This window comes from Kribbella sancticallisti (assembly GCF_039530625.1).
Taxonomy (GTDB): Bacteria; Actinomycetota; Actinomycetes; order Propionibacteriales; family Kribbellaceae; genus Kribbella; species Kribbella sancticallisti.
Window position 1 is genome coordinate 235,093 of record NZ_BAAAOS010000018.1, and the last position, 12,520, is coordinate 247,612.

16 protein-coding genes are annotated in these 12,520 nt (G+C 69.4%); 8 read left to right on the forward strand and 8 right to left on the reverse strand.

What is annotated here, in order from left to right; all coding sequences use genetic code 11:
- Positions 1-63: 63 nt before the first annotated feature.
- Positions 64-1,344, reverse strand: coding sequence for a PucR family transcriptional regulator (locus tag ABD255_RS11460; protein ID WP_344212758.1), 1,281 nt, complete (start codon positions 1,342-1,344; stop codon positions 64-66).
- Between the two features lie 86 nt (positions 1,345-1,430).
- Here ABD255_RS11460 and ABD255_RS11465 point away from each other — a divergent pair, with 86 nt between their 5' ends.
- The 5 genes from ABD255_RS11465 to ABD255_RS11485 all read left to right on the forward strand — a co-directional run bounded on the left by ABD255_RS11465 (position 1,431) and on the right by ABD255_RS11485 (position 5,276).
- Positions 1,431-2,501: a ferredoxin reductase gene (locus tag ABD255_RS11465; RefSeq protein ID WP_344212760.1), complete on the forward strand. Its 1,071-nt coding sequence runs from the start codon at positions 1,431-1,433 to the stop codon at positions 2,499-2,501.
- 13 nt (positions 2,502-2,514) lie between these two features.
- Positions 2,515-3,663, forward strand: coding sequence for a fatty acid desaturase family protein (locus ABD255_RS11470; RefSeq protein WP_344212762.1), 1,149 nt, complete (start codon positions 2,515-2,517; stop codon positions 3,661-3,663).
- Positions 3,664-3,763: 100 nt separating this feature from the next.
- Entirely contained in the window at positions 3,764-4,183 is a 420-nt protein-coding gene (locus tag ABD255_RS11475; RefSeq protein WP_344212764.1) for an Hsp20/alpha crystallin family protein, read from the forward strand.
- Positions 4,184-4,227: 44 nt separating this feature from the next.
- The gene (locus tag ABD255_RS11480) at positions 4,228-4,893 is read left to right on the forward strand and encodes a hypothetical protein (protein ID WP_344212767.1); all 666 of its coding nucleotides are present in this window, start codon (positions 4,228-4,230) and stop codon (positions 4,891-4,893) included.
- Complete coding sequence (locus ABD255_RS11485) at positions 4,890-5,276, forward strand: VOC family protein (protein WP_344212769.1); 387 nt, start codon at positions 4,890-4,892, stop codon at positions 5,274-5,276. Before ABD255_RS11480 ends, ABD255_RS11485 begins: the two co-directional genes overlap by 4 nt.
- Before the next feature lie 34 nt (positions 5,277-5,310).
- On the opposite strand, the gene ABD255_RS11490 is transcribed toward ABD255_RS11485, so the two are convergent.
- From ABD255_RS11490 to ABD255_RS11515, 6 genes are read right to left on the reverse strand one after another with little or no spacing between them, the layout of a single operon-like run.
- Positions 5,311-6,804 (reverse strand): FAD-dependent oxidoreductase, encoded by a 1,494-nt coding sequence (locus tag ABD255_RS11490; RefSeq protein WP_344212771.1) that lies wholly within the window; start codon positions 6,802-6,804, stop codon positions 5,311-5,313.
- A 39-nt stretch (positions 6,805-6,843) separates the two neighbouring features.
- Complete coding sequence (locus ABD255_RS11495; protein ID WP_344212773.1) at positions 6,844-7,329, reverse strand: CinA family protein; 486 nt, start codon at positions 7,327-7,329, stop codon at positions 6,844-6,846.
- A gap of 28 nt (positions 7,330-7,357) precedes the next feature.
- Positions 7,358-7,702, reverse strand: coding sequence for a PRC-barrel domain-containing protein (locus tag ABD255_RS11500; protein WP_344212775.1), 345 nt, complete (start codon positions 7,700-7,702; stop codon positions 7,358-7,360).
- The gene (locus ABD255_RS11505; RefSeq protein WP_344212777.1) at positions 7,689-7,982 is read right to left on the reverse strand and encodes a hypothetical protein; all 294 of its coding nucleotides are present in this window, start codon (positions 7,980-7,982) and stop codon (positions 7,689-7,691) included. The genes ABD255_RS11500 and ABD255_RS11505 overlap by 14 nt, the downstream gene beginning before the upstream one ends.
- Before the next feature lies 1 nt (position 7,983).
- Positions 7,984-8,391 carry a divalent metal cation transporter gene (locus ABD255_RS11510; RefSeq protein ID WP_344212779.1) on the reverse strand — a complete coding sequence of 136 codons (408 nt, stop codon included), beginning with the start codon at positions 8,389-8,391 and terminating at the stop codon, positions 7,984-7,986.
- Complete coding sequence (locus ABD255_RS11515; protein WP_344212781.1) at positions 8,388-8,828, reverse strand: hypothetical protein; 441 nt, start codon at positions 8,826-8,828, stop codon at positions 8,388-8,390. The genes ABD255_RS11510 and ABD255_RS11515 overlap by 4 nt, the downstream gene beginning before the upstream one ends.
- Positions 8,829-8,999: 171 nt before the next feature.
- On the opposite strand from ABD255_RS11515, the gene ABD255_RS11520 reads away from it, so the two are divergent.
- Together ABD255_RS11520 and ABD255_RS11525 are read left to right on the forward strand one after the other, a co-directional pair.
- On the forward strand, positions 9,000-9,452 hold the full coding sequence (locus ABD255_RS11520; protein ID WP_344212783.1) for an SRPBCC family protein: 453 nt from the start codon (positions 9,000-9,002) through the stop codon (positions 9,450-9,452).
- Between the two features lie 31 nt (positions 9,453-9,483).
- The gene (locus ABD255_RS11525) at positions 9,484-10,311 is read left to right on the forward strand and encodes an SDR family oxidoreductase (RefSeq protein ID WP_344212785.1); all 828 of its coding nucleotides are present in this window, start codon (positions 9,484-9,486) and stop codon (positions 10,309-10,311) included.
- Here the strand turns inward: ABD255_RS11525 and ABD255_RS11530 are convergent.
- The gene (locus ABD255_RS11530) at positions 10,303-11,253 is read right to left on the reverse strand and encodes an ArsR/SmtB family transcription factor (RefSeq protein WP_344212786.1); all 951 of its coding nucleotides are present in this window, start codon (positions 11,251-11,253) and stop codon (positions 10,303-10,305) included. The two genes, ABD255_RS11525 and ABD255_RS11530, sit on opposite strands and share 9 nt — an antisense overlap.
- A 60-nt stretch (positions 11,254-11,313) precedes the next feature.
- Between ABD255_RS11530 and ABD255_RS11535 the strand changes: the two genes are divergently transcribed.
- Positions 11,314-12,501, forward strand: a complete 1,188-nt coding sequence (locus ABD255_RS11535; RefSeq protein WP_344212788.1) for an MFS transporter — start codon at positions 11,314-11,316, stop codon at positions 12,499-12,501.
- Positions 12,502-12,520: the final 19 nt, after the last annotated feature.

The window sequence follows — 12,520 nt, forward strand, 5'->3', positions numbered from 1 at the left end:
ACGGCGTAGGTGCCCAGGGCGCGTGATCCGCGACGTGCTCGCCCGCGTCGTCGACCTGCTCGATCAGTGGTCGGCGGAGGAACCGGACTCCACTGATCCCCGCCCGGCGGCCGCCTCGGGGTGACGCGGCCCAGCCAGCGCGATGGTGAGGTCCTGGATCGTGCGGGGATCGTCAAGTGTGGCGCCGAAGAGGTCGCGGATCTGGGTCATGCGGTAGCGGACGGTCTGCGGGTGGACGTGGAGAGCGGCGGCGACGGCATCGCGGTGGCCAAGATGCAGCAGCCATCCGCGGAGGGTCTCGGTGAGGCGCTCGGCGGTGGCTGGTCGGAGGGTGTCGAAGGGGGAGAGGACCCGACGGCGGAGATCGTGGAGGGCGGCGGGGTCCGACGTCACGACCAACGCGGCCAGGTGGCGCTCGGTGTCGATCGGTGCGTCGGGGGAGTCGGACAGTCCGAGTCTCCGCGCACGAATCACCCGGAGGTACGACGTACGGACTGTCGTCCAGGGCTGGGGCGGTCCGACCCAGGCCTGGTGTCTGCGAAGGCTCTGGAGGAGTGCGGATCGCGCTGAGCCCTCGGCATCGGGGACGAGCAGTACTGCGAGTTCGGCGGCCTCCTCGTCCTGCAGTTCGGGCAGATCGTCTTCGGGGCGGAGCGTCCGCGGGTCGAGCATGGCGAGCACGCTGCGGACCTGGGCGTTCGGCAGTACGACGGCCGTCAGCGTGCGAGGTGGATCCCAGTCGGCGCGGTCGGCCCGGCTGGTCAGTTGGTCGACGGGATCACCGTGCAGGAGGCTCACGCCCAGCGCCTGGAGGTAGCGCTGCCGAACCCGGCCGGTGGTCGCAAGCTCGTCGGTGTGGCCGGCGACGCTGGCTGCGGAGAGTTCGTCGATGTAGGCGAAGACCAGTTCGGCGAATTTGGCGAGGGTCTCGGCCGGAAGTCCGACCTCGACGGCGGTGCCGGACAGTTCCCGCCAGGACACCCGGGCGCCGATCCGGTACGCGGCGAGCAGCGCGTCCATGGTCCGGCCGCTGCGTGCTTCGCCGCGCCCGAGGATGTACGCGCCCTCGAGTGCGGGGGCGAGCGGCGCGCCGGGGTCGCCGCTGCCGGCCAGCTTGAGGAATCCACCGAGGGCGAGTTGGACCGCGCCCTCGATCTTGGCCCCCATCGGCCCGGCCAGTGCGTTGGTGTAGCCGGGGACCTCGGCGATGATCGCGCTGACGGTGTTCTCGGCGATGTCGCCGAGCCGGGAGCGCAACTGGTCGATCGCCGCGCTGCCCAGATCCAGGTCCGCGGCGCCCCGGGCCGTGCGGCTGGCGTGCTGGATGCGCTCGGTGTCGGCCATAATTTGTTCGCTCCGTACAAATTCTGTGGACAGATTCACTGGATCTGGTCATGAAACTACACCGTGGCTAGAGGATGCTGGGAAGCATGACCAGTTTCGTGCGCGATCGGATCCGGCGGATCGCTGCCGCGGCCGCCTATCCGCTCGATCCGGCCGACTATCTCGACATGTTCCGCCCCCTGCGAGCAGGCGCCGACCTGCGCGCCCGCGTCGTCGAGGTCCGCGCCGAGACCGCCGCCGCGGTGACCGTCGTACTGCGACCCGGCCGCGCCTGGCGTGGCCACCTGCCGGGTCAGTACGTCCGGATCGGCCTCGACGTCGACGGCGTACGGCGGTGGCGTTCGTACTCGCTGACGTCGGCTCCCGGTGCCGCCGACGGCCTCTTGACCATCACGGCGAAGGCCGTTCCCGACGGTGTGGTCAGCGCCCACCTCACGCAGGAGTTGAAGCCGGGCCAGTTGGTGCACCTCGACCAGGCGGTCGGAGACTTCGTGCTTCCCGACCCGGCGCCCGGCAAAGTCCTCTTCGTCACCGGCGGCAGCGGCATCACCCCGGTGATGGGGATGTTGAGAGCCGGCCTCGACCGCCTCACCGATGTCGTGCTCGTCCACTCCGAGGCGTGCGCCGACGACGTCATCTTCGGCGACGAGTTGCGCGGCTTCGCCGAGCGCGGGCGGCTCCGCCTGGTCGAGCAGCACACCGACACGAACGGCCGTCTCGATGTGGCCGCGCTCGCGGACCTGGTTCCGGATCTCGCCGAGCGGACGACCTGGGCCTGTGGACCCGCAGGCCTGCTCGACGCCATCGAAGAGCAGTGGGCCACCCTCGGCCAGCCCGACCGGCTGCACACCGAGCGGTTCCGGACCGCGCTGGTCGAGCCCGGAGAGGGCGGAATCATCCGTTTCAGCGGAACCGGGATGGACACCGTGCTGGAGGTGGACGGCGCGACGTCGATCCTCGATGCCGGCGAGCAGAGCGGAGTACTGATGCCGTCGGGTTGCCGGATGGGGATCTGCTTCTCCTGCGTACTGCCCTTGCGGGAGGGCGCCGTCCGCGACCTGCGCTCCGGCGACGTGACCACGGCCGCCCCGGGCGACGGCGTACTCATCCAGACCTGTGTGTCGGCCGCGGCCGGCGCCTGCGACATCGACCTTTAGAGGAAGAGCCCCCATGACTGTGCTGCAGAAGAAGGCCGACAACCCCATCGGTCACCTGACTCCCGAGGACATCGAGGAGATCGGCCGCCGCCTCGACGCGATCCGGGCCGACATCGTCGCCCAACGCGGCGCCTCCGACGCGGCATACATCCGCAAGGTCATCAGCGTGCAGCGGAAGCTGGAACTGTCCAGCCGCGCCGTGCTGCTGCTGTCGCTGTTCCCGCCCGCGTGGCTGGTCGGTACGGCGGGCCTGTCGGTGGCCAAGATCCTCGAGAACATGGAGATCGGCCACAACGTCATGCACGGCCAGTGGGACTGGATGCGTGATCCCAAGATCCACTCGACCAAGTGGGAGTGGGACCACGCCTCGCCGTCGGACCAGTGGAAGCACTCGCACAACGAGTTGCACCACACCTACACCAACGTGGTCGGCAAGGACAACGACCTCGGCTACGGCATCATGCGGGTCGACGAGGATCAGCGCTGGCACCCGCTCTACCTGGCCCAGCCGCTGTGGAACTTCGTCAACGCCTGCTTCTTCGAGTACGGCATCGCGGCGTACGACCTCGAGCTCGGCAAGAACCTGGCGACGAAGAAGCGGCGCAAGGACCCCGCGTTCAAGGCCCGCACCCGGCAGGTGCTGAAGAAGATCCGCGGCCAGATGACCAAGGACTATGTCGTCCACCCGCTGCTGTCCGGTCCGTCGTTCCTGCACACCCTCGCGGCCAACGCGACCGCGAACGTGGTCCGCAACGTCTGGGCCCACTCCGTCATCATGTGCGGCCACTTCCCCGAAGGCGTGCAGACCTTCGAGCGGCGCTCGATCGAGGGGGAGACCCGCGGCGAGTGGTACCTGCGCCAGATGCTCGGCTCGGCCAACATCAGCGGCGGCAGGGCCATGCACATCATGACCGGCAACCTGTCGTACCAGATCGAGCACCACCTGTTCCCCGACCTCCCGAGCAACCGCTACCAGGAGATCGCGCCGCAGGTGCAGGCGATCTTCGAGGAGTACGGCCTCAGCTACACGACCGGGCCGCTCCCCAAGCAGGTGGCCTCCGCCTGGGCCAAGGTCTTCCGGCTGTCCCTGCCCAACGACTTCGCGGCGAACCTCACCGCGAAGGTGGGGCGCAGGAAGGGCCGGCAGCTCGCCACCGCCTGATCGAGTCATCAAGGCATTGACATCGGTCTTGTCATCGTTTCGTTGACATGCTAGAACTGCAGTGCGTGTTGACACCGAGGACGAACTAGGAGGTGGAACGATGTTGATGCGCACTGACCCGTTCCGTCAGCCGGCCGGCGCCACGCCGGGGACCTGGTCGAGGCCGACCCCGATGCCGATGGACGCCTACCGCTCGGGCGACGAGTACGTGGTCGTCTTCGACCTGCCGGGCGTGCCGCCGGAGTCCATCGACCTGGATGTCGAGCGGAACGTGCTGACGGTCAAGGCCGAACGGCGCCCGGACGCGGTCGCCGACGGGGTGGAGATGCAGGTGGCGGAGCGCCCGCTCGGGGTGTTCTCCCGGCAACTGTTCCTCGGCGACACCCTGGACGCGGGGCGGATCGAGGCGACGTACCAGCACGGCGTGCTGACGCTGCGGATCCCGGTCGCAGCGAAGGCCAAGCCGCGCAAGATCGAGATCAAGACCACGGCGTCCGATCCGCAGCAGATCGACGCCTGACCCGGCCGCGGACTGCCTGCGGCCACTCCGACGCGGGAGGCCCGATGACGCAGCAGCAGGACCGAACCACCAGTGGGCTGGACGACGCCACGACCGCGCTGGCCGTCGTCAGCGACGTACTGGGCCGGCTCGGTGACGGGCAGGATCCGGAGGATCTGCTCGACGCGCTGGTGCGGCTGAGGACTCTCAGGGACCAGTTGACCGAGTGGGAGCCCCAGTTGATCGATGCGGCCAGAGCCCAAGGGATCAGCTGGACCCAGCTCGCGCCGGCCCTGGGAGTGGCCAGCAGGCAGGCAGCCGAACGCCGGTATCTGCGACTCAACCCGAACGCCGCCGATCCGACGATGAACGGCGAGCAGCGCGTTCAGGCCGCGCGGGACGAGCGCGCCGGCGAGCGTGCGGTCGCCGCCTGGGCCCGAGGGAACGCCGCCGATCTGCGCCGGCTCGCGGGGCAGGTGGCGGCATTGGACGGTCTGGACACCGTGGCGCAGGAGAGTGTCGACCGCATCCATCACGCGCTCGGCGAGAACGACTCGGCCGCGTTGCTCGGGCCACTGGCCGACGCGGGTCCGCGGCTGGCTGAGTACCACCCGACGCTGGCGGACCGGATCTCCGAGCTCGGCGACCGGACCGACGAAGTACGACTGGCCGGCCGGCAGCGGCCGACCGGCCCAGAGTCCACCGATCAGACGAAGGAGAAGAGACGATGAAGCTGCTCTTCGAGCTCCGGCCGGTCGAGCATCTCGAGGCGAGCGTGGACTACTACCGCGGCCTCGGGCTGGACCCGGTCGGCTGGCCTGATGACGACACGGCGCTGCTGGCGCCGGCCGGCAGCGGCCCCACGATCGTGCTGGTCCGCGATCCCGCGGAGGGCGCCCTCGGCTGTGGCGGTGTGTACGACGTCGGCGACGTCGACACGTTCTTCGAAGGGCATCCCGAGCTGGACTGGCTGATCGCCCCGATCAGCGGGTCCCTCGGCCGGTACGCCGTCTTCGCCGACCGCACCGGCACCTGCATCCGGGTGCTCGACCCGGACCCACACCTCGGTACGGCGGCGGGACGGTCATCCACCCTCTACGCGATCGCCGGCTGACGACGGCGGCCGCACGGGTGGTGCGCCGGCGAGGTCAAGGAGTGTGGCGGTCCAGGGGCTTGGTGGCTGGGCCGTCCAGGACTTCGCCGTCGGGGGAGAAGCGGGAGCCGTGGCAGTTGCAGTCCCAGGTGGTGTCGGCGTTGTTCCAGGCCAGGGCGCAGCCGACGTGGGTGCAGGTCGGGTTGACGGTGTGGAGCTTGCCGTCGGGGTCGCGATAGGCGCCGACGGTCTTGCCGCCGAGGGTGAACAGGCCGCCCTGGCCGACTTCCAGGTGGTCGACGCCGCCGTGCAGGACGCGGGACAGATGGCCGGTGGTGAAGTCCTTGCCGACCTTGAGGTTGTCCTTGACCAGCTTGGCAACCGCGTGCACGTCGCCGATCCGGCCGGCGTCGTACAGGTCCGCGGCCGGGTTGTCGCGGCCGGCGACCAGGTCGCGGATGATGCCTGCGGCAACGGTTCCGTTGCTGAGCCCCCACTTGCGCATGCCGGTGGCAACAAAGGTCGCCTTGCTGCCCGACGATCGGCCGACGTAGGGGAGCAGATCCGGGGTGCTGTAGTCATGGGCAGACCACCGGTACTCCGGCTCCGGGTGGAAGTTCCAGGTGGACCCGACCCAGTCGATCAGCGACTGGTAGATCGCGGCCGTGTCCTCGACCGAACCGACCTCGTGGTCGCCGCCGACCACGATCAGGCCGTTCGGTCCGCCACCGGGCCACGGCCGGGTCGAGCGAACCGGGGAGTCGAGCGAGATCGCCATCCCCACAGGAGCCTCGACCGGGAGCCGCACCGCGATGCCGTGGGACTGGTTCGGCCTGGTCCGGGCGAAGAAGGCGCCGGTGAGCCCGAACGGAAGAAGCGTGGTCAGCACCGCGTGATCGGCTCTGACGATCGGGCCGTCCTCGGTCTGCACCTCGACACCCTCGCTCTTCTCGTCGACGCCGACCGCGCGGGTGTTCTCGAAGATCCGGCCACCGGCCCGGGTCAGCGCGTCGGCGACGCCGCCGAGATAGCGGGCCGGATGCAGTTGCACCTGGTCGTCGAAGCGAGCGGCGGCCACCGCGGCGGGGCCGATCTGCGGATTCTGCACGAACCGTGCCGGCAGTCCGAGTGACGCGGCGACCTCGGCTTCCCGGCGGACGGTCTTGTCGTCCTCCGCGGAGTACACGAACGCAGGTGTCCGGATCAGCTCGCAGTCGATGCCGTGACGCTGGGCCAGTTCGTCCACCTGGTCGACGGCGGCTTGGTTCGCGTCGGCGTACAGGCGCGCCTTCGTCGGGCCGTGGCGGTCCAGGAGGTCGGCGTAGATCGCGCTGTGCTGGGAGGTGACCTTGCCCGTCGTGTTACCGCTGGTGCGCGTCGCCAGCCGGCCCGCCTCGACGAGTACGACGCTCGCTCCGTCCTCGGCGAGCAGCAGGGCGGTCGTCAGCCCGATCCACCCGCCACCGATGACGACCACGTCCGCGCGCGCGTCGGCGCGCAGCGCGTCGTACTGCGGAAGCTGGGCTGTGGCCGTCCAAACCGAAGTCATGACCAGCCGGTACCCGCGAGCCGACCGGATGATGCGACGTCACCGCCGGATGGTCGTCAGCAACATCCTCAAGGCCTGAACAGTGGCAGCCTGAACGACTTCCGCGGGGTCGCCGTCGAAGTGATGCTCGGCCACCTCCTCGCCGTCGCGGGTGCTGACCGCGATGAACACGGTCCCCGCCGGCTTGCCTTCCTCTGGATCGGGGCCGCCGACCCCAGTGGCGGAGACGCCGACGTGGGCGGCGGTCAGCCCGGCGACGCCGCGGGCCATCTGCTCAGCGCACCGAGCGGAGACGACCGGGCCGGGGTCGACGTCGAGGACCTTGAACTTCACCTCTGAGGCGTAGGCGACCACTCCGCCCGCGAACCAGGCGCTCGCACCCTCCGCGGCCCCCAGGTGGGAGGCGACGGTGCCGCTGGTCAGTGACTCCGCCACGGCCACCTGGCGATCGCCGTCACGCAGCACCTCGGCGATCGCCGCGGCGAGGGCGGTGGCTTCTTCGGTCGGTTGAGCAGGACCAGGCATAGCGGTGATTCTCCACCTTCTCGGTCGGTTACTGGTGGCGTGGCATCTCTTCCAGCGGGATCAGGTGCTCGCGGCCCGAGCGGGTCTCGACCACGCCGTCGGAGATCCTGCCGACGTGCTGCCAGGGCAGGTACCAGACGGTACCCAGGCGACGGTGGACCAGACCTCGCAACAGTGCGGGTCCGACGTGGCGTTCGTAGCCGAAGAGCTTGGTGGCGCGTTTCTCCACCACGATCAGGCCATCCACCCGGAAAGCGGCCTGCATGGACGGTTGCAGCGGCCCGTCCTGGATCAGGCGGACGTCGGCGACACCGCCGATCCGCCGGCCCTCGGGGTCGACGACCTGCCGGCCGAGCAGCTCATTCAGTCGCATCGCCGGCTCCGGGGATCTTGTCGATGATGTGCTGCTCGACCCAGTCCTCGCCCTCGGTCAGGTTCAGGTCTCCCGGCACGATCGTCACGGCCGACTCGACCGCCACGATCCGGACGGCGGGAATCCGCTTCCGCCCCGAGATCAGGGCGCTGACCACCGGGACCTCGGCGGCCAGGTCGAGCTCGACGTCGTCGACCTTCCCGAGCAGCCGGCCGCTGCCCTGGTCGACCAGTTGCCGGTCGAGCAGATGGAGCTGGGCGTGCAGAACTCGTCCGGCCATCTCATTGCCCCGCTCTCGTGATGATCACCAGCCACACCGCGAACGCGGCCAGCGGCAGCCACAACAGGTAGCTCACCCCGCTGGCCAGCTCGAAGGCGAGGGCGACACCACCGATCTCCGCGATCAGCGTCAGCAGCGTGACCAGGAAGGACGCGATCAACGCGAACAACCCGGTACGCCGCCCGAGCCGTTCCCGGATCAGGTCGAACACGGGCCGGCCGGAGACCGCGACCACCCGGCCCGCCATCTCGGCGTACAGGCAGATGCCGATCACCCCCAGCACCACCACCCAGGCCAGCCGCATCCCGAACCGGGCGCCGACCAGCGCGTTCGTGACCAGGTCGCCGATGTCGACGAAGCCACCGATGGCAGTGAGGATGCCGAGGGTGACGGCGAAGAGCTTCTTCACTTGGCGCGCTCACCGAGCCGGACCAGTTGGTCGGCGGTCCTGCCCAGCTGGTCCACCTGCTGCGCGACGGCAGCCAGATCGTCACGATGCAGGGCGATCCGCAGTTCGGTGACGCCGTCCTGGGCGGCGACGAGCGCGTCGGAGTACTGGTCGTAGGTCTGTCTGGACTCGTCGGTCCCGGGTTGTCGCTGGTCGAAGGCGGAGGCGACCGTGCCGATGGCCTGCTCGGCGTCGGTGACCACCACTGTGGCGGGCTGCGGCCAGACCTTGTGGTCGAGCAGCGACTGGGCCGCCAGCCGGGCGGTCCTGACCTCGGACGCCGCCTCGCGCGCGGCACGAGCTCCCTCGGTGAGCATCTGCTGATCAGGATCACCGCACCCGGCCGGCCCGGCGAGTACGCCGATCGCCACCGCCGCCGCCGCGATCTTCCGCTTCATCCAGCCACTCCAGGGTCCGATAGTCGTGCGACCGGCTGGTACCCCGGCCGTTGGGCAGGCAATCGTCTGCGGGCTGGGCCGGATCCGGCGGACCGCACAACCTCGGGTGTCGGTACTGGCTCGTGGGGTACCGGGCCGTCACAGACGACAACCACACTGGAGGAAACAGGGATGAGCACCATCACCCAGTCGATCGACGTCGAGGTCCCGGTCACGACGGCGTACAACCAGTGGACGCAGTTCGAGTCCTTCCCGCAGTTCATGGACAGCGTGCAGGAGATTCGCCAGCTCGATGACACCCATCTGCACTGGGTGGTCAAGGTCGGCGGCGCGACCCGGGAGTTCGACGCGACAGTGACCGAGCAGCACCCGGATGAGCGAGTGGCCTGGAAGTCCGACTCCGGACCGGAGCACGCCGGCGTTGTCACCTTCCACAAGCTGAGTGACAGCACCAGCCGGGTCACCGCGCAGATGGACATCGACCCCGAGGGGTTCCTGGAGAAGGTCGGCGACAAGTTCGGCGTGATCGAGGGCCGAGTCAAGAGTGACCTCGAGCGGTTCAAGGAGTTCATCGAGGACCGGGGCGGCGAGACCGGCGCCTGGCGCGGCGACGTACCGCGCTGACGCACGCGGCCCCCGAAGGAGGACACCCCGAATGTCGAGTGTGATCATCACCGGTGCCGGCAGCGGCATCGGCGCCAGTACCGCCCTGCACCTGGATCGCCTCGGGTGGCAGGTGTTCGCGGGCGTGCACGACCAGGGGGAGGACTCCGAGATCCTGGCCAGGCAGTCCTCCGACCGGATGACGGTCCTGCCGCTGGACGTGACCGACCGGTCGTCCGTCGAGGCCTTCGTCGCGACGGTCGAGAAGGAGGTCGAGCCGCCCGGCCTGACCGCGGTGGTCAACAACGCGGGCGAGGGGATCGCCGGACCACTGGAGACCTTGCCGATCGATGAGCTGAGGCATCAGTTCGAGGTCAACGTGATCGGCTTGGTGCGAGTGACCCAGCAGGCGTTGCCGCTGCTGCGGCGAGGACCGGGCGGCAGAGTGGTGTTCGTCGGCTCGATGGGTGGCCTGGTGGCCGTCCAGTTCGCCGGCGCCTACCACGCGTCGAAGTACGCGGTCGAGGCGATCGGGGATGCCTGGCGGCAGGAACTCGCGCCCGACGGCATCCACGTCGCGATCGTGGAGCCGGGGCCGATCTCGACGCCGCTGTGGTCGAAGGCCGCCCATACGCTCGACCGGCTCCCGCCCAACGAGCGCTATCAGGAGCGGTTGGACAAGTTCAGGGAGACGTTGCAGCGGCAGGGCAAGGAAGGCGCCAGTCCGCAGTCGATCGCCGAGTTGATCGAGCACGCCGTCTCCGCTGACCGGCCGAAGACCCGGTACGCCGGAGGGTTCGCCGCGACCGTGGTACCGAAGGTGCGGCGGTTGCTGCCGGACCGGTTGTACGACAAGCTCGCGCGCCGCGCTTCAGCCTGATCCGGAGGCGACTGCCCGGCCGGTAGGTGTCTGCCAGTAGAGCACCTGCCGGCCGGAGCGGCGACGTTGGAGCAAACCCGCGTCGGACAGGATGCGGAGGTGGTCGGCCACGGTGGCCAACGAGAGGTTGGTCGCGGCGACCAGAGCCGTGGTCCTGACCGGAGCGGCGGCCTCGACCAGGATGCGGGCCCGGTTCCGGCCCAGCAGCCGGACGAGTGGTTCCGCCAGGGGCTTCACCGTGGCGAAGATGCCGGTCACGGGATAGCTGAGGGCGAAGCGGTCGGGCAGACGCCAACTGACGTTGACGCCCCGGCTGTGGGTGGCGATGAACATCAGGTCGCGGCCGCGGATGTCGGTGGGCGGGAAGTTCGATCGGTTCACCTGCATCCGGCCGTCGCCGAGCCAGCGGACGTCCGGGCCGAGCCCCCGCAGTACGCCGGACCAGCCTTGCTCGCTCAGGCTGGACGTCCTCGACACGATGTCGGCCTGCAGCACCTGGCGACGCCGGGGCCAGTCCGCTTCGATCGTGGTGGTCCAGATCCAGCGAAGCAGCTCGGTGGCCTCCACCGCGAGTCCGTTGCCGTCAGCAAGGACCTTCGGCAACGGCGTCCGTACGACGGCCAGATCCGCGCGGATCCGGTCGTCCGTGAGCGAGCTGAGCGGGCCGAGCTCGTCCTCGATCTCCAGGTCCGGCGCCAGCGGCGGAACGGTCAGGAAGTCGGCGGTCCACTTGTTGCCGAAGGCACTCTCGATCAGCGCCTTCCGGACCGGGTGTTCCCGCAACTGTTCCTCGAAGGCGGGCAGATGCGTGTCGCGCCAGGACCGGTACCACGGCTGCGACGGCTCCCTGAGCAGCTTCAGGGCCGAGACCGTCTCGGTCAGCTGGGACGTGCCGAACCGGGCGTTGGCCAGCACGTCGGCATCGACGAGGAACTCGGACATTGTTTCGCCTCCATCCGAAACTCTAGGCGACGTCACCGGCCTGGACGAGGCTGGTTCGTCATGAGCACCTATCGCGAGGTCTTCGGTCAGGCGGAGTTCCGCAACCTGTGGATCAGCACTGCCCTGGGCAACGCGTCCGCCACGATGACCAGCCTCACGCTCGCGATCGTGGTCAACGCCGAGACGGGATCCGCGCTGCTGTCGGCGCTGGTCATGTTCGGGCCGTCGCTGGCGCACGTGATCGGCGCGTCCACCCTGATGTCCGCCGCCGACACCGCCAAGCCGCGGCGGCTCCTCGTCCTCTTCGCGGTTGTCTCCACTGCCGCGATCGCCGCCCAGGCAGCCTTCGATCTCGCGGCGACGGCGAGGTTGCTGCTCACGCTGGCGGTCGCCTACGGCCTGTCGATCGCGTCGGGTGTGCGGTGGGGCCTGCTGAACGAGGTCGTCCATCGCGACCAGTTCATCCTCGGCCGCTCGGCGATGAACCTGTCGGTCGGCGCGATGCAGATCGCCGGCTTCGGCGCAGCCGGCCTGCTGCTGCAGGTGTTCGATGCCGGCCAGGTCTTCTGGCTGGCGGCGGCCTTCTCGGCTCTCACGGTGCCCGTACTGCGCTTCGGGCTGAAGGACCGCGCGCCTCGCAGGCTGACCGGGACCAGCCCTGGGGAAACCTGGCGTGGCAATCGCGCGCTCTTGTCCCAGCCGGCCACGCGCCCACTCCTGCTCGCGCTCTGCGTGCCCAACGGCTTGATCGTGGGCTGCGAGGCTCTGTTCGTCCCGTACGCCGGTGCGGCGGCGGGCCTGCTCCTGGCCGCGGGAGCCGCCGGGATGATGCTGGGTGATCTCGTGGTCGGACGCTTCCTCAGCCGGGACCTGCGCAGGAAGGCCAGCGTCTATCTGCGGATCCTCCTCGCCGTCCCGTTCCTCGCGTTCGCGTTCGACCCGCCGATCGGCGTACTGGCGACGCTGGTCGCGATCGGCAGCATCGGCTACTCCGCATCCCTGTCCCAGCAGGAGTTGCTGGTCGAAGCGACCACGTTCGAACTACGCGGCCAGGTCCTCGGCCTCGCGTCGGCGCTACGGATGACCACGTTCGGCATCTGCGCCGTAGTAGCAGGTGCCGTCGCCGACCTCGCCGCGCCGCAACCCACCATCGCAGCCTTCGCTGCCTTGTCGCTGGTCGTCTCGATCGCCCTCACCCGCCCACTCGCCCGCGTCGGCTCAGTGCAGGAAACTGTTAGAAGTGCGTGAGAAACCCACCGCACCGGAC

Coding starts and splice junctions, on each gene's coding strand:
- ABD255_RS11495 (WP_344212773.1), bottom strand. CDS start 7,329: ATGCCTGGTCCTGCTCAACCGACCGAAGAAGCCACCGCCCTCGCCGCG.
- ABD255_RS11525 (WP_344212785.1), top strand. CDS start 9,484: ATGTCGAGTGTGATCATCACCGGTGCCGGCAGCGGCATCGGCGCCAGT.
- ABD255_RS11520 (WP_344212783.1), top strand. CDS start 9,000: ATGAGCACCATCACCCAGTCGATCGACGTCGAGGTCCCGGTCACGACG.
- ABD255_RS11470 (WP_344212762.1), top strand. CDS start 2,515: ATGACTGTGCTGCAGAAGAAGGCCGACAACCCCATCGGTCACCTGACT.
- ABD255_RS11475 (WP_344212764.1), top strand. CDS start 3,764: ATGTTGATGCGCACTGACCCGTTCCGTCAGCCGGCCGGCGCCACGCCG.
- ABD255_RS11530 (WP_344212786.1), bottom strand. CDS start 11,253: ATGTCCGAGTTCCTCGTCGATGCCGACGTGCTGGCCAACGCCCGGTTC.
- ABD255_RS11490 (WP_344212771.1), bottom strand. CDS start 6,804: ATGACTTCGGTTTGGACGGCCACAGCCCAGCTTCCGCAGTACGACGCG.
- ABD255_RS11485 (WP_344212769.1), top strand. CDS start 4,890: ATGAAGCTGCTCTTCGAGCTCCGGCCGGTCGAGCATCTCGAGGCGAGC.
- ABD255_RS11500 (WP_344212775.1), bottom strand. CDS start 7,702: ATGCGACTGAATGAGCTGCTCGGCCGGCAGGTCGTCGACCCCGAGGGC.
- ABD255_RS11460 (WP_344212758.1), bottom strand. CDS start 1,344: ATGGCCGACACCGAGCGCATCCAGCACGCCAGCCGCACGGCCCGGGGC.
- ABD255_RS11515 (WP_344212781.1), bottom strand. CDS start 8,828: ATGAAGCGGAAGATCGCGGCGGCGGCGGTGGCGATCGGCGTACTCGCC.
- ABD255_RS11480 (WP_344212767.1), top strand. CDS start 4,228: ATGACGCAGCAGCAGGACCGAACCACCAGTGGGCTGGACGACGCCACG.
- ABD255_RS11465 (WP_344212760.1), top strand. CDS start 1,431: ATGACCAGTTTCGTGCGCGATCGGATCCGGCGGATCGCTGCCGCGGCC.
- ABD255_RS11505 (WP_344212777.1), bottom strand. CDS start 7,982: ATGGCCGGACGAGTTCTGCACGCCCAGCTCCATCTGCTCGACCGGCAA.
- ABD255_RS11535 (WP_344212788.1), top strand. CDS start 11,314: ATGAGCACCTATCGCGAGGTCTTCGGTCAGGCGGAGTTCCGCAACCTG.